Origin of the sequence: Rhizobium sp. Root1204 (assembly GCF_001424965.1) — a bacterium.
Taxonomy (GTDB): Bacteria; Pseudomonadota; Alphaproteobacteria; order Rhizobiales; family Rhizobiaceae; genus Pararhizobium.
This window is the reverse complement of the sequence record NZ_LMCZ01000006.1, coordinates 69,520-94,131: the sequence shown is the minus strand read 5'-3', so window position 1 is coordinate 94,131 and position 24,612 is coordinate 69,520. Positions and strand designations below refer to the sequence as shown.

At 58.1% G+C, this 24,612-nt stretch carries 24 protein-coding genes; 13 read left to right on the top strand and 11 right to left on the bottom strand.

What is annotated here, in order from left to right:
• Window positions 1–17: 17 nt before the first annotated feature.
• From leuS to holA, 3 genes are read left to right on the top strand one after another with little or no spacing between them, the layout of a single operon-like run.
• The gene (gene leuS / locus ASC96_RS08040; RefSeq protein WP_060502836.1) at window positions 18–2,648 is read left to right on the top strand and encodes a leucine--tRNA ligase; all 2,631 of its coding nucleotides are present in this window, start codon (window positions 18–20) and stop codon (window positions 2,646–2,648) included.
• Complete coding sequence (gene lptE / locus ASC96_RS08035) at window positions 2,635–3,168, top strand: LPS assembly lipoprotein LptE (RefSeq protein WP_060502516.1); 534 nt, start codon at window positions 2,635–2,637, stop codon at window positions 3,166–3,168. Before leuS ends, lptE begins: the two co-directional genes overlap by 14 nt.
• Before the next feature lie 25 nt (window positions 3,169–3,193).
• Entirely contained in the window at window positions 3,194–4,228 is a 1,035-nt protein-coding gene (gene holA / locus ASC96_RS08030; protein ID WP_060502515.1) for a DNA polymerase III subunit delta, read from the top strand.
• A 57-nt stretch (window positions 4,229–4,285) separates the two neighbouring features.
• Here holA and ASC96_RS08025 read toward each other — a convergent pair whose 3' ends face one another.
• The 8 genes from ASC96_RS08025 to hemE all read right to left on the bottom strand — a co-directional run bounded on the left by ASC96_RS08025 (window position 4,286) and on the right by hemE (window position 13,157).
• Complete coding sequence (locus tag ASC96_RS08025; RefSeq protein WP_060502514.1) at window positions 4,286–5,173, bottom strand: ParB/RepB/Spo0J family partition protein; 888 nt, start codon at window positions 5,171–5,173, stop codon at window positions 4,286–4,288.
• 45 nt (window positions 5,174–5,218) lie between these two features.
• Window positions 5,219–6,013 carry a ParA family protein gene (locus ASC96_RS08020; protein WP_060502513.1) on the bottom strand — a complete coding sequence of 265 codons (795 nt, stop codon included), beginning with the start codon at window positions 6,011–6,013 and terminating at the stop codon, window positions 5,219–5,221.
• A gap of 14 nt (window positions 6,014–6,027) precedes the next feature.
• The gene (rsmG, locus tag ASC96_RS08015) at window positions 6,028–6,666 is read right to left on the bottom strand and encodes a 16S rRNA (guanine(527)-N(7))-methyltransferase RsmG (RefSeq protein ID WP_060502512.1); all 639 of its coding nucleotides are present in this window, start codon (window positions 6,664–6,666) and stop codon (window positions 6,028–6,030) included.
• Window positions 6,663–8,546: a tRNA uridine-5-carboxymethylaminomethyl(34) synthesis enzyme MnmG gene (mnmG, locus tag ASC96_RS08010; protein ID WP_060502511.1), complete on the bottom strand. Its 1,884-nt coding sequence runs from the start codon at window positions 8,544–8,546 to the stop codon at window positions 6,663–6,665. The genes rsmG and mnmG overlap by 4 nt, the downstream gene beginning before the upstream one ends.
• A gap of 92 nt (window positions 8,547–8,638) precedes the next feature.
• Window positions 8,639–10,027 (bottom strand): tRNA uridine-5-carboxymethylaminomethyl(34) synthesis GTPase MnmE, encoded by a 1,389-nt coding sequence (gene mnmE, locus ASC96_RS08005; RefSeq protein WP_082511984.1) that lies wholly within the window; start codon window positions 10,025–10,027, stop codon window positions 8,639–8,641.
• Window positions 10,028–10,126: 99 nt separating this feature from the next.
• Entirely contained in the window at window positions 10,127–11,392 is a 1,266-nt protein-coding gene (gene rho, locus ASC96_RS08000; RefSeq protein WP_099050890.1) for a transcription termination factor Rho, read from the bottom strand.
• 194 nt (window positions 11,393–11,586) lie between these two features.
• Window positions 11,587–12,126: a protoporphyrinogen oxidase HemJ gene (hemJ, locus tag ASC96_RS07995; protein WP_112834680.1), complete on the bottom strand. Its 540-nt coding sequence runs from the start codon at window positions 12,124–12,126 to the stop codon at window positions 11,587–11,589.
• Window positions 12,123–13,157 carry a uroporphyrinogen decarboxylase gene (hemE, locus tag ASC96_RS07990; protein WP_060502509.1) on the bottom strand — a complete coding sequence of 345 codons (1,035 nt, stop codon included), beginning with the start codon at window positions 13,155–13,157 and terminating at the stop codon, window positions 12,123–12,125. Before hemE ends, hemJ begins: the two co-directional genes overlap by 4 nt.
• A gap of 405 nt (window positions 13,158–13,562) precedes the next feature.
• Between hemE and ASC96_RS07985 the strand changes: the two genes are divergently transcribed.
• Genes ASC96_RS07985 through dnaQ form a run of 5 tightly spaced genes read left to right on the top strand, consistent with a single transcriptional unit; the run spans window position 13,563 to window position 17,164 of the window.
• Window positions 13,563–14,387, top strand: a complete 825-nt coding sequence (locus tag ASC96_RS07985; RefSeq protein ID WP_060502508.1) for a pyruvate, water dikinase regulatory protein — start codon at window positions 13,563–13,565, stop codon at window positions 14,385–14,387.
• Window positions 14,388–14,417: 30 nt separating this feature from the next.
• Window positions 14,418–15,017 carry a Maf-like protein gene (locus ASC96_RS07980; RefSeq protein ID WP_112834681.1) on the top strand — a complete coding sequence of 200 codons (600 nt, stop codon included), beginning with the start codon at window positions 14,418–14,420 and terminating at the stop codon, window positions 15,015–15,017.
• Entirely contained in the window at window positions 15,010–15,870 is an 861-nt protein-coding gene (locus ASC96_RS07975) for a shikimate dehydrogenase (protein WP_060502506.1), read from the top strand. Before ASC96_RS07980 ends, ASC96_RS07975 begins: the two co-directional genes overlap by 8 nt.
• Window positions 15,867–16,460: a dephospho-CoA kinase gene (gene coaE, locus ASC96_RS07970; protein WP_060502505.1), complete on the top strand. Its 594-nt coding sequence runs from the start codon at window positions 15,867–15,869 to the stop codon at window positions 16,458–16,460. Before ASC96_RS07975 ends, coaE begins: the two co-directional genes overlap by 4 nt.
• Window positions 16,460–17,164, top strand: a complete 705-nt coding sequence (gene dnaQ, locus ASC96_RS07965) for a DNA polymerase III subunit epsilon (protein ID WP_060502834.1) — start codon at window positions 16,460–16,462, stop codon at window positions 17,162–17,164. Before coaE ends, dnaQ begins: the two co-directional genes overlap by 1 nt.
• Before the next feature lie 54 nt (window positions 17,165–17,218).
• On the opposite strand, the gene secB is transcribed toward dnaQ, so the two are convergent.
• Both secB and ASC96_RS07955 read right to left on the bottom strand, forming a co-directional pair.
• Window positions 17,219–17,707, bottom strand: a complete 489-nt coding sequence (secB, locus tag ASC96_RS07960; protein WP_162246337.1) for a protein-export chaperone SecB — start codon at window positions 17,705–17,707, stop codon at window positions 17,219–17,221.
• Window positions 17,708–17,785: 78 nt separating this feature from the next.
• Window positions 17,786–18,313 (bottom strand): FxsA family protein, encoded by a 528-nt coding sequence (locus ASC96_RS07955; protein ID WP_060502503.1) that lies wholly within the window; start codon window positions 18,311–18,313, stop codon window positions 17,786–17,788.
• 138 nt (window positions 18,314–18,451) lie between these two features.
• Between ASC96_RS07955 and ASC96_RS07950 the strand changes: the two genes are divergently transcribed.
• The 5 genes from ASC96_RS07950 to gyrB all read left to right on the top strand — a co-directional run bounded on the left by ASC96_RS07950 (window position 18,452) and on the right by gyrB (window position 23,801).
• Window positions 18,452–19,150 (top strand): Tim44/TimA family putative adaptor protein, encoded by a 699-nt coding sequence (locus ASC96_RS07950; protein ID WP_060502502.1) that lies wholly within the window; start codon window positions 18,452–18,454, stop codon window positions 19,148–19,150.
• 23 nt (window positions 19,151–19,173) lie between these two features.
• Window positions 19,174–20,283, top strand: a complete 1,110-nt coding sequence (locus ASC96_RS07945) for a murein transglycosylase A (RefSeq protein WP_060502501.1) — start codon at window positions 19,174–19,176, stop codon at window positions 20,281–20,283.
• Window positions 20,276–20,845 (top strand): Smr/MutS family protein, encoded by a 570-nt coding sequence (locus ASC96_RS07940; RefSeq protein ID WP_060502500.1) that lies wholly within the window; start codon window positions 20,276–20,278, stop codon window positions 20,843–20,845. The genes ASC96_RS07945 and ASC96_RS07940 overlap by 8 nt, the downstream gene beginning before the upstream one ends.
• Window positions 20,842–21,216 carry a helix-turn-helix transcriptional regulator gene (locus ASC96_RS07935; protein WP_060502499.1) on the top strand — a complete coding sequence of 125 codons (375 nt, stop codon included), beginning with the start codon at window positions 20,842–20,844 and terminating at the stop codon, window positions 21,214–21,216. The genes ASC96_RS07940 and ASC96_RS07935 overlap by 4 nt, the downstream gene beginning before the upstream one ends.
• Window positions 21,217–21,365: 149 nt before the next feature.
• Complete coding sequence (gyrB, locus tag ASC96_RS07930; RefSeq protein ID WP_060502498.1) at window positions 21,366–23,801, top strand: DNA topoisomerase (ATP-hydrolyzing) subunit B; 2,436 nt, start codon at window positions 21,366–21,368, stop codon at window positions 23,799–23,801.
• A 75-nt stretch (window positions 23,802–23,876) separates the two neighbouring features.
• Here gyrB and ASC96_RS07925 read toward each other — a convergent pair whose 3' ends face one another.
• Window positions 23,877–24,479 (bottom strand): nitroreductase family protein, encoded by a 603-nt coding sequence (locus ASC96_RS07925; protein WP_060502497.1) that lies wholly within the window; start codon window positions 24,477–24,479, stop codon window positions 23,877–23,879.
• Between the last annotated feature and the right edge of the window lie 133 nt (window positions 24,480–24,612).

Sequence of the window (24,612 nt, the reverse complement as noted above, 5' to 3'; positions counted from 1 at the left end):
TCCGGAACATCGATCATATGGCTACCGAACGTTACAATCCGCGCGATTCTGAACCCCGCTGGCAACAGGAATGGGAAAAGAACAACGTCTTCACCACGGACAACACCGATCCGCGCGAAAAATATTACGTCCTCGAGATGTTCCCGTATCCGTCGGGCCGGATTCACATGGGCCATGTCCGCAACTACGCCATGGGCGACGTCGTGGCGCGCTACAAGCGGGCACGCGGCTATAACGTCCTGCATCCGATGGGCTGGGATGCTTTCGGCATGCCGGCGGAAAATGCCGCGATGGAACGCGGCGTGCACCCGGCCGCCTGGACCTACCAGAACATTGCCTCGATGAAGGCGCAGCTGAAGGTCATGGGACTGTCGCTTGACTGGTCGCGTGAGTTCGCCACCTGCGACGTCGAATATTACCAGCATCAGCAGCACCTGTTCGTGGATTTCCTCGAAAAGGGCCTCGTCTACCGCAAGCAGTCGAAGGTCAACTGGGATCCGGTCGATAACACCGTTCTGGCCAATGAACAGGTGATCGATGGACGCGGCTGGCGCTCCGGTGCCTTGGTCGAACAGCGGGAACTGACACAATGGTTCTTCCGCATCACCGATTTCAACCAGGACCTGCTCGATTCGCTCGACACGCTGGATCAGTGGCCGGAAAAGGTCCGTCTGATGCAGAAGAACTGGATCGGCCGCTCCGAGGGTCTGACCATCCGCTGGGAAATCGTTCCAGGCACCGGTGCAGCAGACACGACCGAAGTCGCCGTCTACACGACCCGGCCGGACACGCTGTTTGGCGCCTCCTTCCTGGCCATTGCCGCTGATCATCCGCTGGCGCGCCAGGCGGCGGCCGGTAACGCAGAGATCGAAACCTTCTGCGAGGAAACCCGCCGCGCCGGCACATCGCTGGCAGCGCTGGAAACGGCTGAGAAAAAGGGCATCGATACCGGCATCCGCGTCAAGCACCCGCTTGACCCGAGCTGGGAACTGCCGGTCTACGTCGCCAATTTCGTGCTGATGGACTATGGTACCGGCGCGATCTTCGGCTGCCCGTCTGGCGACCAGCGCGACCTCGACTTCGCCCGCAAGTACGGACTGCCGGTTGTTGCCGTGGTGATGCCGAAGGACGGCGACGCTGCAAGCTTTACGATTGGCGATGAAGCCTATGTCGGCGACGGCGTGATGATCAATTCACGCCATCTCGACGGCCTGACGATCGAAGAAGCCTTTGACAAGGTGGCCTCGGGCCTGGAGCAGGCCTCGCTCGGCAATGCACCGCAGGCTGAGCGCAAGGTCAATTTCCGCCTGCGCGACTGGGGCATTTCCCGCCAGCGCTATTGGGGCTGCCCGATCCCGGTTATCCATTGCGACGATTGCGGCGTCGTCCCCGTGCCAAAGGCTGATCTGCCGGTCAAGCTGCCTGATGACGTCACTTTCGACAAGCCGGGCAATCCGCTCGACCGTCACCCCACATGGCGTCACGTGTCCTGCCCGCAATGCGGCAAGGACGCACGCCGCGAAACCGACACGATGGACACGTTCGTCGATTCCTCCTGGTATTTTGCCCGTTTCACGGCCCCATGGGAAAGCAAACCGACCGATCCGGCAGCAGTCGATCACTGGCTGCCGGTCGACCAGTATATCGGCGGCATCGAGCATGCGATCCTGCATCTGCTCTATTCACGCTTCTTTACCCGGGCAATGAAGGCCACGGGGCATGCCGGTCTCGACGAGCCCTTCAAGGGCCTGTTCACCCAGGGCATGGTCGTGCACGAAACCTATAGCCGCGGGCAGGGCGCTCAGCGCGAATGGGTGACGCCGGCCGAAATCATCATCGTCGAAACCGACGGCAAGCGGCAGGCAAGCCTAATTGAAACCGGCGAACCCATTACCATCGGTTCGATCGAGAAAATGTCGAAATCGAAGAAGAACGTTGTCGATCCAGACGATATCATTGCTTCCTATGGCGCTGATACCGCGCGCTTCTTCGTACTTTCCGACTCGCCCCCCGATCGCGATGTGATCTGGTCGGAAGCCGGCGTCGAAGGCGCCCACCGTTTCGTCCAGCGCCTGTGGCGGCTGGTGTCCGAAGCGTCGGACGCACTGAAAGCCGTTGAAGCAAGACCCGCTTCCACTGGTCCTGCTCTGGCGATCTCGCAGGCCGCCCACAAGACGCTGAAAGCCGTTCAGGCGGACTATGACAAGCTCGCCTTCAACAAGGCCGTGGCGCGGCTCTATGAGCTCGTCAATACCCTTGCCAATCCGCTGACGCAGGTTGCGACGGGAACAGCGGATCAAGAGACCACAGCGGCCGCCAAGGATGCCGTGTCGATCCTGATCAGCCTGGTCGCTCCGATGATGCCGCATCTCGCCGAGCAATGCTGGCAGGAGATCGGCGGAGCGGGCCTGGTCGCCCAGACGGCCTGGCCGGCCTACAGCGACGCGCTGGTTGCCGAAAACGAAGTGACCATGCCTGTGCAGATCAATGGCAAGAAGCGCGCCGATTTGACAATTGCGCGGGATGCAGATCAGACTGCAATCGAAGCTGCCGTTCTGGCGCTCGAGCCGGTCAAGACCGCATTGAACGGACAAAACCCGAAAAAGATCATCGTCGTGCCGCAGAGGATCGTGAATGTCGTTGTCTGAAAAAGCTCAAAGATACGCGCAGATTCTGGCTTTCGGCACTCTTGCGGTCCTCGCCGGTTGCCAGGTCAAGCCGCTCTACTCGGATGGCCCGCAAGGCAAACCGGCAAAAGCACTTGCATCGATCGAGATTTCCGAAGCGGACGACCGTGTCGAGCAGGAAGTCCGCAATGCGTTGATCTTCCTGACATCGGGTGGTGCTGGCGAACCGAAGAACGCGCAATACAAACTGGCTTTGAACGTCACCAGTGAAATCCAGGGCGTTTTGTATGATCAGGACACCACCGACGACAATACCGACACCGCCGGTGCTGGCCGCGTCGTCGTCGCCGCCGACTATAATCTGACACGTGCCGATACCGGCGAAACCGTTCGCTCCGGTAACCGTACGGCCGTCTCGCTCGTCGACTTTCCGGACCAGGAATTTGCCAAGGTTCGGGCGAGACGCGATGGCGAAAAGCGGGCTGCCAAAGAACTGGCCGAGATCATCCGCGCCGATCTCGCAGCGGCACTCGGCCGCTGACCTATCAGCGGCCTAAGGTGGCGGTATGACCGAAATCAAATCGCACGAATTCGAGCAGTTCCTGCAGCGCCCGCTGCGGGACAACCGCATCTACCTGATCTATGGCCCCGACCGTGGCCTCGTCTCCGAGCGCGCCGGGCAGATCGCCGCAAAAAGCGGCGTCGCGCTCGACGATCCCTTTTCCCTGATCAGGCTTGACGGTACAGACCTTCAGCAGAGCCCCGGACGCCTGCTCGACGAGGTCAACACGATCGGCCTCTTTGGCGGTGAAAAACTGGTCTGGATTCGCGCTTCGGGCACCGAAAAAATGCTGGTTGATAGTCTCACCGTGCTGTCGAAGGAACCTCCGCAGGCGAGCTATGTCATCATCGAGGCCGGCGATCTCAAAAAGGGAACAGGTGTCCGCAAAATCGGTGAAACCAGCCGGTCGATCGTATCGATCGCCTGCTATAGCGACGACGCCCGGGCAGTCAATGCGCTTATCGACCAGGAACTGGGGGCCGAAGGCCTGCGTATATCACCGGCCGCACGGGAGCGGCTGAATGAGGCTCTTGGCGGCGACCGTATCGCCTCACGCAACGAGATCCGCAAGCTGGCACTCTATTGCCGCGGCATGGGCTCGATCGAAGAGGACCACGTGCTGGAAATCGTCGGCGATGCCAGCGCCGTTTCGGTCGATGACGCCATCGATGCCGTTCTCAAGGGCGACGCCGACGGTCTTCAGCACGCCATCCGCAAGATAGCCGCGTCCAAGACGGCAATCTTTCTCGTACTTCAGGCCTGTTTGAAGCAGTTTCAGTTGCTGGATCTGATGCGCGCCGAGATGGACGACAAGCGTCAGCAGCCAACGCAGGTTGTGGCGGCACTCGGCCGCCATCTGCACTTCCGCCGCAAGCCCCTGATCGAAGCTGCGTTGAGAACCTGGACGCTTCCGGCAATCCGGCGGGAACTCGGAAGGTTGCAAGCGGCAATTCTCCAGAGCCGTACCCGTCAGAGCCTGGAGGACAGCATCGCGATGCAGACATTGCTGGCAATCACGTTGCAATCCGCCCGCAGATAGAATTCATCTATCTGATATTCCTACATTTTCTCTATTTGTTTCGAGTCCGAATCGATATCAGCGCCGTTCGAGCAAGCGGCAGATCTCTTCCAGCTGGTCGAGCGTCTTGTAGGAAATCCGCAACTGTCCACCGGAAGCCTTGTGATTGACCGTCACGTCCAGACCGAGGCTATCGGAAAGGGTACGCTCAAGCGCCAGCGTATCGGCGTCCTTTTCCTCCTTGGGGGAAGGCTTGCCATAGGATGGATCGCTCTGGGCGCGGATATCGTTCTGCGCCAACCGTTCCGTATCACGCACCGACAAGCCCTTGGCGACGATTGAGCGGGCGAGCGTGACCGGATCGGACGTCGGGATGAGGGCGCGTGCGTGGCCCGCCGACAAGGTACCCGACGACAGCATATCGCGGACGGGCTCCGGCAGCTTCAGCAACCGCAGACTATTGGCCACATGGCTGCGGCTTTTGCCGATGATTTCACCAAGGTCGTTCTGCGTATATCCGTGCTCAGCAATCAGTTGATCATAACCAAGCGCTTCTTCAAGCGGGTTGAGATCGGATCGCTGGACATTTTCCACGATGGCGATTTCCAGGGCGGTGCGGTCGTCGACATCACGAACGATCACCGGGATATCGGTAAAGCCTGCCAGCTGGGCGGCACGCCAACGGCGCTCGCCGGCGATGATTTCATAGCGTTCATCGGCAATGGTGCGAACGACGACAGGCTGGACGATGCCGTGCTGCCGGATGGAGCTTGCCAAATCCTGCAGTTCAGCTTCGTCAAAGGTGCGACGTGGATTACGCGGATTGCGAGCGACAAACTCGATCGGAATACGTCTGTCAGCATTGACCGGGGCAACAGGGGTGCTTGCCTGCAAAGGCTGGTCCATTTCGCCGATCAACGCCGCGAGGCCGCGGCCAAGTCTTCTTCTCGAATTGTCGTCATTCATCGTCAGTACTCACACTTATCGTTACGATGTCGAATCGATTGCGGTTCAAGCTGCCTTGCGCAACCGCTCCCGCTGGATCACTTCCGATGCCAGCTGAAGGTAGGCCTGGCTACCGGCACATTTCAGATCGTAGAGAATTGCCGGCTTACCATAGGAAGGCGCCTCGGAAACCCGCACATTGCGGGGGATCAACGTATGGTAGACCTTTTCACCGAGATGGGTCCGGACGTCGTTAACGACCTGCTGCGCCAGATTGTTGCGGGAATCGAACATGGTCAGCACGATACCCTGGATATCCAGGGTAGGATTGACCGACCGCCGAACCTGATCGACGGTCTCCAGCAACTGGCTCAACCCTTCCAAGGCAAAGAACTCGCATTGCAGCGGAACGAGCACCGAATGTGCAGCCGCCATTGCGTTCATCGTCAGCAGATTGAAGGATGGCGGGCAATCGACAAGCACGTAGGAATAAGCGAGTGCTTCAGGTGAGGCGAGTGCCTTGCGTAAGCGAAAGACCCGGTCGCTGGCCGCCGAAATTTCCATTTCTATGCCGAGCAGATCCATGGTCGATGGAACGATCGACAGATTGGGAACCACGGTATCCTGAACGATCTCGGCGACATTGTGGGAACCGATCATCAACTCATAGGAAGACAGCTTTCGATCACGCCGTTGAATGCCAAGTCCGGTGCTGGCATTGCCCTGCGGGTCCAGATCAACGATCAGGACCTTTTCGCCAATAGCCGCCAAAGCGGTTGCAAGATTGATGGCTGTCGTGGTTTTGCCCACGCCACCCTTCTGATTAGCAATGGTGATAATTCTGTTCTTCTCGCCTATCATGCCGCATTCCGCCGTTATTGAGTTTTCCGCGAAAGATTTGCGATTTCGAGAACCACAGAGTCAGGCTCGACGACGCTTTGATGTTTTACCAGATCAAACTGGAAGCGGCTAACGGCTTTGTCGACTTCCTGCTGATAATCCCGGCCTTTATGGAAGAACGCGGGCGGTTTGTGCTCTGCAGTCATCCACGGAGCACAATATTCAAGAAGTTGGTTGAGATCTGCGAGTGCACGGGCCGAAATCACATCGCATTGAGGAATAGTAGCAACCGCATCTTCAATCCGAATCGGATGCACGGAACCGCGAGCTCCGGTTTCATTCAGCGCCACACGAAGGAACGCCGCTTTCTTGTTATTGCTTTCGACGAGATGCACCCAGCCATCCCCGAGCTCCGCCAGGAAAATGGCAGTAATAATGCCAGGAAACCCGCCACCGCTGCCAAGATCCACCCATCGCTTCGGCCCCGGAGACAATTGATAGATCTGAGCGCTGTCGGCAATATGCCGTTGCCACAAATCCGACAGCGTCGATGGCGCCACAAGATTGATTGACTTGGCCCATTTTTGGAAAAGACTGGCAAAATGTTCGAGCCTATCCGACGTTTCACGTGAAACACGCAATCCGTTTAGCTCACTGGAAGGACTCGCAATCATTGAATCGCCTGTTTGAAATGCTCTGTCTGGCTGTGACTACCCTTGCGCATATGCGCCAGGATCAGTGATATGGCAGACGGGGTTATCCCGTCCACTTTCATGGCTTGCGCCAAATTACGCGGTTTCGCTGCCTTCAGTTTGTGCTTCAGTTCGTTTGACAGACCGGAGAGAGATTGGAAATCAAAGTCCTCAGGGATGACCCGGCTTTCCTCGCTACGAACGCTGGCAATATCTGATGCCTGCCGATCCATGTAAACCGCATAGGTAGCGTCTATCTCAAGCGCCTCGGCCAGCTTACTATCGATCGAATTCAGTTCTGGCCAGACCGTACTCAGCGACTGTATCGAGTGTTCGGCATAGGAAAGAAGCTCGAACGCGGAACGGCGTTGGCCGTCCAAATTCAGTTTCAGTCCATGTGTGCGTCCCTCGGTTGGCGTCACCGTCAGCGACTTCAACAGCTCTCTATTGCGATCGATATCTGCAATCCATTGAGCGAACTTGGCAGTGCGCCCGGTCGAAACACATCCAAGCGCAATCGCTTCCGGCGTCAGTCGAACGTCCGCATTGTCAGCTCGGAGTGAGAGGCGGTACTCGGCACGCGATGTAAACATCCGGTACGGCTCGGCCACCCCACGCGACGTCAGATCGTCGATCATCACACCAATGTACGAATTGGTGCGGCTGAACAGATAGGGTGTATTGCCGGCACAGAGCAGCGCAGCATTCAAACCGGCGACCAATCCTTGCGCACCGGCCTCCTCATAACCGGTCGTGCCATTGATCTGTCCAGCGAGGAACAGCCCGGGGATTTTGCGGACTTCCAAGGATAGCGACAGCTCGCGCGGATCGACATGATCGTACTCGATAGCATATCCCGGCTGGATGATGGTGACATGCTCCAGGCCCGGGATTGTTTGGATGAAGGCCTGTTGCACATCTTCTGGCAGGGATGTTGAAATCCCGTTCGGATAGACGGTATCATCATCAAGCCCTTCCGGCTCCAGGAATATCTGATGGCCGTCGCGTTCGCCGAACTTGACAATCTTGTCTTCGATCGACGGGCAATATCGGGGGCCGACACCTTCGATCTGTCCAGAATACATTGCCGACTTGAGCAGGTTATCCGAGATGATCTTGTGCGTTGCGTCGGTAGTCCGCGTTACGCCGCATTCAATCTGACGGTTACGAATGGCGTCCGTCATGAAAGAGAAGGGAACTGGATCCTCATCAGCGCCTTGACGCCCGACAGATTGCCAGTCGATGGTCTTGCCATCGAGTCGGGCGGGCGTCCCCGTCTTCAATCGTCCCAAACGCAAACCAAAACGTTCAAGCGTTCCGGACAACCCGGTGGAGGGCTCTTCGCCAACACGGCCGGCCGGGATCTTGCGATTGCCAATATGGATGAGACCACGCAGAAAGGTGCCGGTGGTCAGTACCGCGGCGCCACAGGAAATGGTGCGCCCGTCAGCGAGAACGATTCCACTAACGCGGCCTTTATCCAACTGCAGATCAAACGCATCGCCTTCGATAACGTGGAGGTTTTCGATCGCTGCGATCTCGACTTGCATGGCCTGGCGATAGAGTTTTCGGTCCGCCTGGGTGCGCGGGCCGCGCACAGCGGGACCTTTTCTGCGGTTTAACAACCGAAACTGTATTCCGGCGGCATCAGCCACGCGGCCCATGAGGCCGTCCATCGCGTCAATTTCCCGTACGAGGTGACCTTTACCCAGACCACCAATGGCCGGATTACAGGACATAACTCCAATCGTATCCCGCTTATGCGTCACCAAAGCCGTTTTGGCTCCCATGCGCGCGGCAGCACTGGCCGCCTCGCAACCGGCATGGCCGCCGCCGATAACCACAAGATCATAATCGAACATCAAAAACCGTCTCCATCACGGTGTTACGGAAGCGAATCGTTTCACGTGAAACATTTGTTGAGACTCGCCAACGTTGTATGCGCAGTTGTATCTCACTTGCCGATGCAGAATTCGGAAAAAATGACTCCGAGAAGATCCTCGACATCAACCCGGCCGGTAATTCTCCCGAGAGCATCGCCAGCTTGCCGCAAGTATTCTGCCTGAATATCAAGTCCGCGATTTGATTGCACCAAACTCATCTCGATCGCTGAGAGCGTTTGTTTGAGGCAACTTACGTGCCGCTTTCGTGTCGGTAACGATAACGCGTTCCGGCCGGAGAGATCGGGCAGTTGCTCTACAAGAAGTTCTAGAAGCCGGTCAATCCCCGCGCCCGTCTCAGTTGAGATCAGCACGTCGGCATCGGCCTTATCCCATAAATCGGGGGACCGATCAATCTTCGTGCCGATCCGGATAAGCGGTTTTGTCCGCTGGTCCTCGCCCAGAGCGGCAAAGCCATGGGGCGTATCTGCCAGCAAGAGAACAATGTCAGCCTGGTCAATGCTCAGATAGGCACGCCGGATACCTTCCTGCTCTACTCTATCATCGGTCTCTCGCAGGCCAGCCGTATCAAATAACTGAACACGGAATCCGGCTAAGGATAAATCCACCGAAAGAATGTCCCGCGTCGTACCGGCAATATCAGTGACGATAGCAACATCGCGGCGCGCGAGGTGGTTGAGCAGGCTCGACTTTCCGGCATTCGGTTCGCCGGCAATGACGATCTTCAAACCGTCCCGGATAATCTCCGCAACACCAGCCCCGTCGAGATGCGCTTCGATCTCGGTTTTCAACAGGCGCATATCCGCCCAGATTCGATCAGCGACGGAGCCCGGTACGTCATCCTCGTCAGCGAAATCCAGCTCAGCTTCGATCATCGCCCTGGCATGGGTCAACCGGCGGGTCCAACCGTCATAGACCATCGAGAGATGGCCACTGGAATGCTCCTGCGCCAACCGCCGCTGCATCTCGGTTTCGGCAGCAATCAAATCGGCAAGGCCTTCGATTTCGACGAGATCAAGTTTACCATTGTGAAATGCACGGCGAGAAAACTCGCCAGCCTCGGCATGCCTCAGGCCCGGAAACAGCTCAAGTTCAGCGAGGATCGCATTGACCACCGCGCGGCCGCCGTGAACCTGCAGCTCGGCGCAGTCTTCGCCCGTAAAGGAGGCTGGTGCTGCAAAATGGAAAATGAGGCCCTGATCAAGCACATCACCGTTTCGATTGCGAATCGATCTGAGCACAGCCTGGCGCGGTAACGGCAGGGAACCGCACAAGGCGGTCAGAACGTCCGGCGTATGAGGTCCACTGATGCGAACGACCGCAACACCAGCCGGCAACGCACCGGAGGACAGGGCATAAATCGTATCGGACAGTGGCTGCTGCGACTGGTTCAATTTAAAGTCCTTGCGTGCTGGTCCGCCAGATAAGTGATTTCTTTTCATCACATTTGGAATCCGGGCAATGAATCCGGCTATCTAGTTTGCGCCAGAAACACAAAAGCCCAGGATAAACCTGGGCTTCGTGCAAAATATGACCGACGGTCAGGTGTTCATCGAATCGAAGAAATCACCATTGGTCTTGGTCTGCTTCAGCTTGTCGATCAGGAACTCGATCGCATCGGTCGTTCCCATCGGGGCAAGAATACGGCGCAGAACGAAGATCTTCTGCAGATCCTGACGCGGTACCAACAGGTCTTCCTTACGGGTACCCGACTTGAGGATATCCATCGACGGGAAGATACGCTTGTCAGCGACCTTGCGGTCAAGAACGATTTCGGAGTTACCAGTGCCCTTGAATTCTTCGAAGATGACTTCATCCATGCGGCTACCGGTATCGATCAGGGCCGTCGCGATGATCGTCAGCGAGCCGCCTTCCTCGATATTACGGGCGGCACCGAAGAAGCGCTTCGGGCGCTGCAGCGCGTTGGCATCCACACCACCGGTCAAGACCTTGCCCGATGACGGAACGACCGTGTTGTAGGCGCGGCCGAGACGGGTGATCGAATCCAGCAGGATGACGACGTCACGACCGTGTTCGACAAGGCGCTTCGCCTTCTCGATGACCATTTCAGCGACCTGGACGTGGCGTGTTGCCGGCTCATCGAAGGTCGAGGAAACGACTTCGCCCTTCACCGAGCGCTGCATGTCGGTGACTTCTTCCGGCCGCTCATCGATCAGGAGAACGATCAGATAACATTCCGGATGATTGGCGGTAATCGAATGAGCAATGTTCTGAAGGAGAACAGTCTTACCGGTGCGCGGCGGCGCGACAATCAGGCCACGCTGGCCCTTGCCGAGCGGCGCAATCAGATCGATGACGCGGGCGGACAGGTCCTTCGAGGTCGGAACCTCCAGTTCCATCTTGAAACGCTCGTTCGGATAGAGCGGCGTCAGATTGTCGAAATGGACCTTGTGGCGGATCTTTTCAGGATCCTCGAAATTGATCGTGTTGACCTTGAGAAGTGCGAAATAGCGTTCGCCCTCTTTTGGGCCGCGGATCGGGCCTTCGACCGTATCGCCGGTCTTCAGCGAGAAGCGGCGGATCTGTGAGGGTGAGATATAGATATCGTCGGGACCGGGCAGATAGTTGGCGTTGGCCGAGCGCAGGAAGCCGAAGCCGTCCTGTAGCACCTCGACGACGCCTTCGCCGATAATTTCGACGTCCTGACTTGCCAGCATTTTCAGGATCGCAAACATCAGTTCCTGCTTGCGCATGACACTGGCGTTTTCGACCTCAACCGACTCGGCAAAAGCCAGGAGATCGGTTGCAGTTTTGTTTTTAAGTTCTTGAAGCTTCATTTCAGCCATGAAGGGGACCACACTTGGAATTCGGAAAGGAAAGTCGGCGTGCTTGATGTAAGGGGAGCTGCAGCGGAAGGGGCAGGCTCGTAACGTTTACACATGCCACGAAAGAGGAGATGGCGGGAAAATAGCGACTCACTCGTTGCGCCGCAAGGGGGCAACGAAAATTACCGGAAGTTTCCTTCTACAACGCGGCCGGATCAAAAAGGTTTCACCACTGCCATGATGACGATGAGGATCATCAGGATTGTCGGCGCTTCGTTCATCAGCCGCCAATAACGGGCGCTACGGGTGTTTTCATCCCGGGCAAAAGCTCTGACCGCACGGCTGAACATCACGTGGACCCCGGTCAGAAGAATAACCAGCAGAAGTTTGGCATGCAGCCAGCCGCCCTGAAAACCATAGACGCTCCACGCAAGATAGAGGCCAAGCACCCAGGTGATCATCATCGCCGGGTTCATGATGACCTTCAAGAGCCGCTGTTCCATCATCTTGAAGGTTTCCGACTGTTCCGAGCCTGGTGCCGCGTCGGTGTGATAGATAAACAGCCGCGGCATGTAGAGCAGGGCGGCCATCCAGGACATCACGGCAATGATGTGCAGCGCCTTGATCCAGAGATAGAGATTATCCGGTTGCCAGACGAACAGCCCGGCCAAAAGCGCGACGAACAAGCCGATCGCGATGAAGGCGCGGGTACGCGCTTTTTTCCCTGGCCGGATATCCGTCTGACGCTCGATCATTGGCCCATCCCGCGAACACGGGCGACCAGTTGAGAAACATGGTCGGGATTGGCCTGTGGTGTAATACCGTGGCCGAGATTGAAGATCAGCGGCCCATTTCCAAGCTTCTGCAGGATCGCATCGATCCCGTCATCCAGCGATTGTCCGCCGGCCACCACCCGCATCGGATCGAGGTTGCCCTGAACAGGACCATCCCTCTGCAGCTCGGCGGCAAACGACAATGGCACGGACCAGTCGAGACCGATGGCATCGGCGCCGGTTGCCTGGCGGTAATCCTTGAGCAGAATTCCAGCGCCCTTGGCAAAGGCAATGATCTTCGCCTGAGGGCGACGGGAACGAACGCTGTCGATCATCCGGCGCACCGGATTGACGGCGTAGCGGCGGAATTCTTCCTCGCCCAGAACGCCGGCCCAGGAATCGAAGATTTGAACTGCATCCGCACCGGCATCGATCTGTTCGACCAGATAGTCCGCAGAGACCTCAGCAAGCACCGCCAGCAGCCGATCGAACGCTTCGGGGTTCTGATAGGCAAAAAGCCGTGCCGGGGCCTGGTCGGGCGTTCCGTGCCCGGCAATCATGTAGGTGGCAACTGTCCAGGGCGCGCCACAGAAGCCGAGTAGCGTCGTTTCATCCGGTAGTTCCCGGCGCAAACGGCGAACCGTCTCCATGACCGGCTGCAAATGGGCGGATACGGGCTTCACATCGAGTGAGGCAATTTCCGAAACGTCGATCGGATCCATACGTGGTCCATGCCCTTCTTCGAAGCGAACATTACGCTTCAGGGCATCGGGAATGACGAGGATGTCAGAAAACAGGATGGCTGCGTCAAACGCATAACGCCGGATTGGCTGCAGCGTCACCTCAACAGCCATATCGGGCGAATAACAGAGATCGAGGAAGCTTCCGGCCTTGGCTCGTGTCTGCCGGTATTCGGGAAGATATCGACCAGCCTGCCGCATCAGCCAGATTGGGGGAGGTGAGAGTGTTTCACCCTTCAACACCTGTAGGACCTTACGGCTTTGCGCAGTCACCGGACACGTTCTCCCATTCTAAAAGATATCTATATCTAAGGATTCTATTTCTTAGAGTCTGTGACTATCAAGGATTAAACCCCGTCCGACTCTTTTCCACATGCTGGCCCGTTCAATAGAATCTCTTGGCCGATTTTGCCATGCGACAGATAGGAGCGGGAACAAACTTGAAAAAATGATGAAGAGTCATAAGGTTCGCTCATCATGTGCGTCGGCAAACGAATGTGGATGGCTTGTGGATAACGTTGCGGCTTCAAAGCGTGATGAGTCTTCTCCACATGCTTCAGGAATCCAGTTCCCCGGAATCCAGATTGTGAATAACCCGCAGGTTTTCCCCTTGCCTTTGAACCTCGCCGGTCCTTAGCTATCGCTGTCCCGGTTTATCAACAGCCCTCGGAGAATAGCGTGGAGAACCAGAAAAACTATTTCCACCTGCACCTGATCTCCGATTCGACCGGCGAAACGCTGATCGCCGCGGGCAGGGCGGCCGCCTCGCAATTCCAGTCGGCGCATGCGCTTGAGCACGTCTATCCGCTGATCCGCAATCGCAAGCAGTTGATGCAGGTGATGGAAGCGGTCGATGGCGCGCCTGGGATCGTGCTCTATACGATCGTCGATCGCGAGCTTGCCGACATTATCAATGTGACCTGCAAGGAGATGGGGCTGCCCTGCGTCTCGGTTCTGGAGCCGATCATCGATCTCTTCCAATCCTATCTCGGCGCGACCTCGCGGCGGCGGTCCGGTGCGCAGCATGTGATGGACGCCGATTATTTTGCCCGCATCGATGCGCTGAATTTCACCATGGATCATGACGACGGCCAATTGCCGGCGGATTTCAATGATGCGGATGTCGTGCTTGTCGGGATCAGCAGGACATCGAAAACGCCGACCAGCATCTATCTCGCGAATCGCGGCATCAAAACCGCCAACATCCCGATCGTTCCCGGCGTCTCGCTGCCGGACCGGTTGATGGAAGCAACCAAGCCGCTGGTGGTGGGCTTGATTGCGACGGCGGACCGGATTTCACAGGTTCGCCAGAACCGTATCCTGGGTACTGCGACGCATAGTTATCACGCCGAGGACTATGTCGACCGTGCCTCTATTACTGAAGAATTGAAATATGCGCGGTCGATTTGCGCCCGCAACAACTGGCCGATGATCGATGTGACGCGCCGCTCGATCGAGGAAACCGCCGCCGCCATCGTTGCCCTACGGCCCCGCCTGCGTTAAGGCGAATCCGGTCAAACAGGATAAATGACAATGGCAGGTTCTCTTGTCCTCGCTTCGGCGAGCCCGTTCCGTCGCATGCTGCTGGAAAATGCCGGCATCGCTTTCCAGGCGAAAGCAGCCGATATTGACGAGCGGGCGATTGAAGGCGAGGTCGAACGGCAGGGGTCGTCGCCGGAAGAGGTTGCGCTGATCCTGGCCGAAGCCAAGGCGAGAAATGTCGGGGAGGCTTTTCCGGACGATATCATCATCGGCTCGGACCAAACCATGTCGCTCGGTGCCAGGGTCTACCACAAGCCCCGCGATATGAATGAGGCGCGCGATCATCTGCTATCGCTGTCCGGCCGGGTTCATCAGTTGAACAGCGGCATTGTGCTGACACGCGGACATGACATTCTTTGGAAGCATGTGTCTTCGGCACGGATGTCGGTTCGGGCTCTAAGTCCGGAATTTATCGACGCGCATCTCGCCCGCGTCGGAAAAAAGGCACTCTCCAGCGTCGGCGCCTATCAGCTCGAAGGCGAGGGCATCCAACTTTTCGATAAAATCGACGGCGATTATTTCACCATTCTCGGGCTGCCTATGCTGCCGCTGCTCGCAAAACTCAGGGATCTACGGGTGATCGATGCGTGATTCACGTGAAACATTTGTTAACCACGCCTTCGTCACGGGCTATCCGATCAAGCATTCGCGCTCTCCGCTGATCCATGGATATTGGCTGAAACAGCTTGGTTTGCCGGGAAGCTACAAGGCTCATGCCGTATCTCCGGAGGGGTTCCCCGATTTCATCGCGTCGCTGAAAAATGGCCAATCCGGTTTCACGGGCGGCAATGTGACGATCCCTCACAAGGAGCTGGCTTTCGCCCTGTCCGACCGGCCGGATGCGTTGAGCACTGAACTCGGCGCTTCCAACACATTGTGGATCGAAGACGGCCTGGTGCATGCGACCAATACGGATGGGCATGGCTTTAGCGCCAACCTTGATGAACGCGCTCCGGGCTGGGACCAATGTCAAACCGCTGTCATTCTTGGCGCTGGCGGTGCCAGTCGGGCGGTGATCCAGGCGGTGCGCGATCGGGGCGTCAAGACAATCCATGTCGTCAACCGCACGGTTGATCGCGCCCGGGAACTCGCCGACCGGTTTGGGCCAGCCGTGCATGCGCAGCCGATGGCTGCGCTGGCCGAGGTCATGACCGGAGCTGGCCTTTTCATCAACACTACGTCGCTCGGGATGGATGGGACGGAAGTGCCGCAGATCGATTTTACGGTCATGGCTTCCAGCAGTATCGTGACGGATATTGTTTACGTGCCGCTGAAGACGCCGATCCTCGCACAAGCCGAGGCACAGGGTTTTGCCACGGTCGATGGGCTTGGCATGCTGCTGCACCAGGCCGCACCCGGGTTCGAGAAATGGTTCGGCAAGAGGCCGACGATCGATGAGACCCTGCGCCAGATCATCATCGATGATATGGCGAGCCACGCATGATCATCCTCGGGCTCACCGGATCGATCGGCATGGGCAAGTCGACCACGGCTGCGATGTTTGCCGAGATGGGTGTGCCGGTGAATGATGCCGATGCGGTCGTGCACGCCCTCTATCAAGGTGAAGCTGTGGCGCCGATCGAGGCGGCATTTCCGGGAACGGCGAAGGCGGGTTCGGTCGACAGGACCGAACTCTCCCGGCAGTTGGCTGCCGATCCATCCTTGTTCAAGACGCTGGAAGCGATTGTCCATCCGCTGGTGCGCGAGAAGGAGCGGGCGTTTCTCGATCATCATCGAGCGGCCGGTGCGCCACTTGTCCTCCTCGACATCCCGCTTCTGTACGAGACGAATGGCCAAAGCCGCGTCGATGCCGTCGCCGTCGTCACCTGCGATCCGGAGATCCAAAGGGAGCGGGTGCTGAAAAGACCGGGGATGACGGCGGAAAAATTCGCCCTCATCCTCTCGCGTCAGGTCCCCGACCAGGAAAAACGTGCGAAAGCCGATTACATCATCGATACGGGCCACGGACTTGATTCGGCCCGCGACCAGGTGGCGGCGATCGTCCAGAGGCTGACAAGCCAGAAGAGGCCATGATGCGCGAAATCATTTTCGATACGGAAACGACAGGTCTCGACAACAAGCTCGATCGGGTCATCGAAATTGGCGGCATCGAACTCGACAATCATTTTCCAACCGGCCGCAGCTTTCACGTCTATATCAATCCGGGCGACCGCAAGGTGCATCCGGACGCGCTGGCTATCCATGGCATTTCCGACGAGTCGCTGAAGGACAAGCCGAACTTTGCCGGTATCGTCGATGAACTGCTCGAATTTTTTGGTGACGCCCGATGGGTAGCGCATAACGCAACCTTCGACATGGGTTTCATGAATGCCGAATTTACCCGGCTGGGCCTACCGGTAATCACCAACGATCTGGTCACGGATACGCTCGCACTCGCGCGCCGCAAGCATCCAATGGGTCCGAACTCGCTCGATGCGCTTTGCCGTCGCTATGGCGTCGATAATTCGCACCGGACGAAACACGGCGCGTTGCTCGACTCCGAGCTTCTGGCGGAAGTCTATATCGAGCTGATCGGCGGGCGGCAGACAACGTTCGGTCTGCACTCCAGCGACAATGGCGGTCAGGCTGACGAAGCCGACGAGGCTATCGCGGTTGCCGGGCAACGGCCACGTCCGCTTGGTGCGCGCCTCACCGTTGGCGAGGCCGACGCCCATGCAGCCCTTGTCGCGAAGATGGGCGCCAAGGCTATCTGGGCAAAATACGAACCGGCCAAATAAAAATGCCCGGTCGAAACCGGGCATTGAAACAATCAGATCCAGATTTCAGCCAAATCAGTTCGCGGTGGTGGAAACCTGCGAGCGAACCTTTTCCTCAGCCATACGCTGGGTGAACATCTGGGCAAAATCGATCGGGTCGATCATCAGCGGTGGGAAGCCGCCGTTGCGTGTCGCGTCGGAAACGATCTGGCGGGCAAACGGGAAGAGCAGGCGCGGGCACTCGATGAAGAGCAGCGGCAGCATGTGTTCCTGCGGGAAACCGGTAACGCGGAAAACGCCGCCATAGGAAAGCTCGACATTGAACAGCATCTTGTCGCCGTCCTTGGCTTCTGCGTTCAGTGTCAGGATGACGTCAAATTCCGCATCCGACAATGGATTGGCGTTGACGTTGACATTGATGTTGATCGCCGGAGCCTTTTCGCGTGCCTGAAGCGAACGCGGCGCACCCGGGTTTTCAAAGGAAAGGTCCTTGATGTACTGGGCCAGGATGTTCAGGGACGGGCTTTCGGCAGAGCCGTTTGTCGGGGATGCGGTATCGGTCATAAGGCCATTTCCTTCGGACATGAAATTTGGTGAGGCATCTAGCATTTCGCACCCGGGCTTACAACCCGGTGCCGCCGTTCACTTGAGGCGGTCGCGCTCGTTGGGATCGGTGCGGCCCCGGCCATCGGTGCGGGAAAATTCGTCGTCGTCGAGGTCGATCACCTGGGGACCCCCATTGCGGGAAGCGCCACGCTCCGGTTCCGGGCCGCGAGAAAAGCCACGCGAGCCTCCCGCCATGCCGGTTGTAACGATCGTCAGGCGGTTCTTGACGAACGACCAGCCAAGATCCCGAACCGCCGGTATGAACAGCAGCAATCCGATGATGTCGCTGATGAACCCCGGAATGATCAACAGCAAGGCGGCGATCACGATCATGACGCCGTGCACCAATTGCCGGCCTGGATCCGTGCCGGTTTGTGATGCCTGCTGTATCTTTCTAAGAACCCCGAACCCCTGGATACGCAACAAAAGCGCGCCAGCAACGGCACTGGCCAGAACAAGAAGAAGCGTCATGCCGACGCCGATTTCACGGCCGACGACGATGAAGGTCGCGATCTCCGCGATCGGCATCAAAAGGAAAAGAATCGGGATGATCAGGGAGCGCATTGATATCTACTCAGGTGAATATGATTGAGCCGAACCGCACCGGCAATTGCAAAGAAGTGATATAGCCATTTGAATGATCGTGTCATGCAGACTATATGGGATGATCGCACGGCATATTAACAGCGGTTCTGGGTGGAAATGGGCTCTTTCGACTTCGTCACATTGTTTTTCTTGGTCGCCGCGGTGATCATATTCCTCCAACTGCGCAGCGTCCTGGGCAAGCGGACCGGCAACGAACGTCCGCCGGTCGATCCCTATTCGCCGCGCGAAGCCGCCGATGGCCCTGAAGCGTCCGGCAAAGTGGTGCAATTGCCACGCCGCGATGGCGCCGGCGAGGAGATTTCCCGTTACGCCGAGATTGATGCCTTCACAAAGGCTGGCACGCCGCTGAACGACGCACTGCGCCGCATGGTCGATAACGATCCGTCCTTCGATCCGAAGGAATTCGTCAATGGCGCCAAGATGGCCTATGAGATGATCGTCATGGCTTTCGCCGATGGCGACCGCAAGACGCTCAAGGGTCTCTTGTCCCGCGACGTCTATGACGGTTTCGACGCCGCGATTTCCGAACGCGAAAGCAAGGGCGAAGTCGTCAAGTCTACCTTCGTCGGCATCGAGAAGGCCGATATGGTGCATGCCGAGATCAAGGATAGCGAAGCCAACATCACGCTGCGCATCATCAGCCAGCTGATTTCCGCGACCTATGACAAGGCCGGCGCGATCGTCGATGGCGATGCCGAAGCGGTTTCCGAGGTTAACGATCTCTGGACCTTCGCGCGCGATACCCGTTCCCGCGATCCGAATTGGAAGCTGATCGCGACGGAATCGGAAAACTGATCAGGACGTAAGGCGCGGCGGCGATGGATTTCGATTTGCAACGGGTCGACTTTTCCGACCTTCCCGGTTGGCAGTCCGACGATCCATCCCCGCTTCTGCCGGCGCTTGAACGCTGTCGCCGGCAGGTCACCCAGGTCAAGCCACACAAGACGGCATCGCTTGGCATTTCCACTGCCGATCTGATGCCGGCCTATGAAGCGGCCGAAGCCACACAGCCCCGCAATGCGAGCGAAGCCCGCGCTTTCTTTGAACAGCATTTCGTTCCGTTCAAGATTATTCGCCATGATGGTAAGCTTGGCTTCGTCACGGCTTTTTTCGAGCCCGAAGTTCTGGTCAGCGCGACACGGGACGAGACCTTCCGTTTCCCTTTTTATAGCCGTCCGGACGATCTCATCGATATCGATGATGGCAACCGCCCCGGCGGCATGGATCCGTATTTTGCTTTTGGGCAGCAGACGGATGGGCAAATTTCCGAATATCCGGACCGCAAGGCGATAGAGCAGGGATACCTTGCCGGCCGCGGGCTGGAGATCGCCTATGCCAAATCCAAAACCGACGTGTTCTTTGCCCATGTCCAGGGTGCCGCCCGGCTCGTCTATCCCGATGGCGCGATGAAGCGGGTGACCTATGCGGCCAAGACCGGCCATTATTTCTCCGCCACCGGCAAACTTCTGATCGAGCGTGGCAAGATCGACGCCGCAACCGTGTCGATGCAAACGATCAAGCAATGGTTGGACGATCATCCGGACGAGGCGGGCGAAGTTCTGTGGCATAATCGGTCGTTCATTTTTTTCCGTGAGGCCGAGGTCGATGATACCGGGCTCGGACCGGTCGCGGCTGCAAAGGTAGCGCTGGAACCTGGCCGTTCGCTCGCTGTCGACCGGCTCATTCATACGTTCGGGGTTCCCTTTTTCATCTCCAGCGACAGCCTGACCTCGATCGAGGGTGGCCGGCCTTTTCGAAGGCTGATGCTGGCGCTCGATACCGGGTCGGCCATCGTCGGTCCTGCGCGGGGCGATATCTTCACCGGCTCCGGTGACGAGGCCGGACGGCTGGCTGGTGCCGTGCGCAACGAGGCTGATTTTTTCATTTTCATTCCGAAGGCCGCAGCCGCAAGATACGGCCATGGTTAAGGGAAAGAAGCTCACCAGCGAAGACCGCATCCTGTGGGGCAAGGTCGCGCGCACGACGCGTCCGCTGCCGGGGCGAATGGATGAGCTGGCGGAATTCGAAGAGCCAAAGCCCGAACCCCAGCCCGAAAAATTGCCGATGCCGGTGATCAAGGAGGGAAAATCGCTTGCCGAAGCTTTCGGCGCTGCCCCGCCCGAGGCTCCGAAAAAGACCGTCCGTATGCATCACCCACTGGAAAAGCCGGTGAAGCGCAAACTTGCCAAGGGCCATCTCGCCATCGAGGCGCGGATCGACCTGCATGGCATGATCCAGAGCGAGGCGCATGGTTTGCTCTTACATTTCCTGATGCGCGCCTATGATCGCGGCCTGCGGCATGTTCTGGTCATCACTGGCAAGGGAACGTCGCTTGGCAGCGATGGCGCGCTCAAGCGAGCGGTGCCGATGTGGTTTTCGCTGCCGGAATTCCGCATGCTGATCTCGTCCTACGAGCCGGCCGCCCGCAATCACGGTGGCGACGGCGCGCTCTATGTCCGTCTGTCGCGCCCGAGAGGCGTGGCCCCATGACCCCCTTCGGCGACGCGGTGCGCCGGCTACGGCAAAAGAAGGGTGTTTCGCAAAAACAGATGGCAACGGCGATCGGCGTATCGCCCGCTTATCTTTCGGCTCTGGAGCATGGCAAGCGCGGTGCGCCGAGCTTTGAATTCCAGCAAAGGGTCGCCGGTTACTTCCACGTCATCTGGGACGATGCCGACGAACTGTTCGGGATTGCCGCCCTTTCCGACCCGAAAGTAGTGCTGGATACTGCCGGTTTACCGTCGGCTCACACGGCCTTTGCCAACCGACTTGCCGGCTGTATCCGTGGCCTATCCGGCGAAACCATCCGCATTCTGGAAGATGTTTTGGAAAAAGCCCGCTTTCCTGATAAGGAACTCTGATGATCCCCTGATTTCTGCCGCTTTCAGGCTGCATGGGATTTGGAACTATGGACAAAATCCCTATATTCGGGGAGCGCCATCGAGGGGTGATTCGCACGGAATCCGATCCCGAAGACATGGCATCGTAACCTGGAAAGACCTATAGCCGAATGACCGATTTGCCTGAAACCGAAGCCGGCGCAAGCGCCGAATATGGTGCCGATTCCATCAAGGTTCTGAAGGGCCTTGATGCCGTCCGCAAGCGGCCGGGCATGTATATCGGCGATACCGACGACGGTTCCGGCCTGCATCACATGGTCTACGAAGTCGTGGACAATGCCATCGATGAGGCGCTGGCTGGCCACGCTGATATCGTCACCGTGACGCTCAATCCGGATGGTTCGGTCACCGTGACTGACAACGGCCGCGGCATCCCGACCGACATTCACAAGGAAGAGGGCATCTCGGCTGCCGAAGTGATCATGACGCAGTTGCATGCGGGCGGCAAATTCGACCAGAACTCCTATAAGGTTTCCGGCGGCCTGCACGGCGTCGGCGTCTCGGTCGTCAACGCGCTCTCGGTCAAGCTGACGCTCAAGATCAAGCGTCAAGGCAAGATCCATGAGATCAGCTTCACCCATGGCGTCGCCGACGCACCCCTGAAAGTGATCGGCGACAGCAACGGCGAGACTGGCACGGAAGTCACCTTCCTGCCGAGCACCGAAACCTTCACGATGATCGAGTTCGATTATGGAACGCTGGAGCATCGCCTGCGCGAGCTCGCTTTCCTGAATTCGGGTGTTCGCATTCTTCTGACAGACAAGCGTCATTCCGATATCCGCGAGACAGAGATGATCTATGACGGCGGCCTCGAAGCCTTCGTTGCCTATCTCGATCGGGCGAAGAAGCCGCTGGTCAACCGGCCTGTCGCCATTCGCGGCGAAAAGGACGGCATCACCGTCGAAGTGGCGATGTGGTGGAACGACAGCTATCATGAAAATGTTCTCTGCTTCACCAACAACATCCCGCAGCGCGACGGCGGCACCCATATGGCCGGATTCCGTGGCGGCTTGACGCGCCAGATCATTTCCTATGGTGACAGCTCCGGCATCATGAAGAAGGAAAAGGTCACGCTCACCGGCGAAGACTGCCGCGAAGGCCTGACCGCCGTTCTCTCCGTCAAAGTGCCTGATCCGAAGTTCTCGTCGCAGACCAAGGACAAGCTTGTCTCCTCCGAGGTTCGCCCCGTTGTCGAAAGCCTCGTCAACGAAGCGCTCAGCACCTGGCTTGAAGAACATCCGGGCGACGCAAAGATCCTCGTCGGCAAGGTGATCGAGGCCGCCGCTGCTCGCGAAGCAGCCAAGAAGGCGCGCGAACTGACCCGCCGCAAGGGCGCTCTCGACATTTCGTCGCTGCCCGGCAAGCTCGCCGACTGCTCCGAGCGCGATCCGGCCAAATCCGAACTCTTCCTGGTGGAAGGCGATTCCGCCGGCGGTTCGGCCAAGCAGGGCCGTTCGCGTGAAAACCAGGCGATCCTGCCGCTGCGCGGCAAGATCCTCAATGTCGAACGCGCCCGTTTCGACAAGATGCTGTCCAGCCAGGAAATCGGCACGCTGATCACAGCGCTCGGCACGTCGATCGGCAAGGACGAGTTCAATCCGGACAAGCTGCGTTATCACAAGATCATCATCATGACTGATGCTGATGTCGACGGCGCCCATATCCGCACCTTGCTTTTGACCTTCTTCTTCCGGCAGATGCCGGAACTGATCGAGCGCGGGCATCTCTTCATCGCCCAGCCACCGCTCTACAAGGTGGCGCGCGGCAAGTCGGCGCAATATCTGAAGGACGAAAAGGCGCTGGAAGATTATCTGATCTCCACAGGCCTCGAAGACGCGGCCCTTGAACTCGGCTCCGGCGAAGTCCGGGTCGGGCAGGATCTGCGTGAAGTCATCATCGATGCGTTGCGGTTGCGTACGCTGATCGAAGCGCTGCATTCGCGCTACAGCCGGTCCGTTGTCGAGCAGGCGGCAATTGCCGGCGCGCTCAATCCGGAACTCAACCAGCATGCCGAGCAGTCGGCAGCAACGGCAGCCGAGGTTGCCAAGCGCCTCGATCTGATCGCCGAGGAAACAGAGCGCGGCTGGACGGCCGTTGTTGCTGGTGATGGTGGCCTGAAATTCGAGCGCATGGTGCGCGGCGTCAAGGAAGTCGCCTCGCTCGACATGGCGCTGATCGGATCGCAGGATGCGCGTCACATTGATCTGATGACTCCGCGCCTCAAGGAAATCTATGCCATCCCGCCGGTTTTGAAGCGCAAGGACGGTGCGATCGAGATCAGCGGTCCGCGCGCGCTTCTCGACGCCATCTTCGCCAGCGGCCGCAAGGGCCTGTCGATGCAGCGTTACAAGGGTCTTGGGGAAATGAATGCCGAGCAGCTCTGGGAAACGACGCTCGATCCGAACGTCCGTTCGCTGCTTCAGGTCCGGGTATACGATGCCACCGATGCCGATGGTCTGTTCTCGCGCCTGATGGGTGACGAGGTCGAGCCGCGGCGCGATTTCATCCAGGAAAACGCGCTCAGCGTCGCCAACCTGGATATCTGAGGTAGGCGCAGCCTCCCTTGTGACTTATTGAAAACCGCGCCTCCCATCTGGAAGGCGCGGTTTTTGCTTTTTAACTTAGCCGGCGATGAACGTGCCATTGAAGGCAATTTCCGAAAGCGGGCGGCGCGGGCTTGGCGTTTCGCGGGCCTGCAGATAGTCCGGCAACTGGGCCTTATCGCCTAGGCGGCCGATAGCGGCTGCGGCTTCGACGCGATAGCCTTCCGGAATACCGAGGATTTCAACAGCCTTGTCGAAATGCAGGCCGGTCATGCCGTGGGCCTGCAAGCCAAGCAGATGGGCCTGATGGGCGATCGCTCCCCAGGCGGCACCGGTATCGAAGCTGTGGCTATAGGACAGGGCTTCTTCGGCAGCACCCGGTGCTGCGAAATGGGTCTTGGAGACCAGGATCACCAGTGCCGACGCGGATTTTGCCCAGCCCTGGTTGAACTCGTTGAGGATCGGGAAGATCTTGTCCCATTGTTCAGTGCCGCGCAAAGCATAGACAAAGCGCCATGGCTGGGAATTGTAGGCGGAAGGCGCCCAGCGGCCGGCTTCGAGAATTGTCAGCAGTTCCGTTTCGGCAATGGTCTCGCCGGTGAAGGCGCGCGGCGACCAGCGATTGAGGAAGCTCGGCTCGATGGGATAGTCTGCCTGGCGGTAGTTGCTGGTTGTTGTCATGGCATGTTCCTGTCTTGGGAGGTCGGAGGGCCGGAATTCGATTAGCGGACGAAGTCCGCATATAGCGATTGGATAGTCTAGTAATAGACTCCAGTTTGTTGATGGACTGTTTCCAATTCGGCGACAGCGGTTG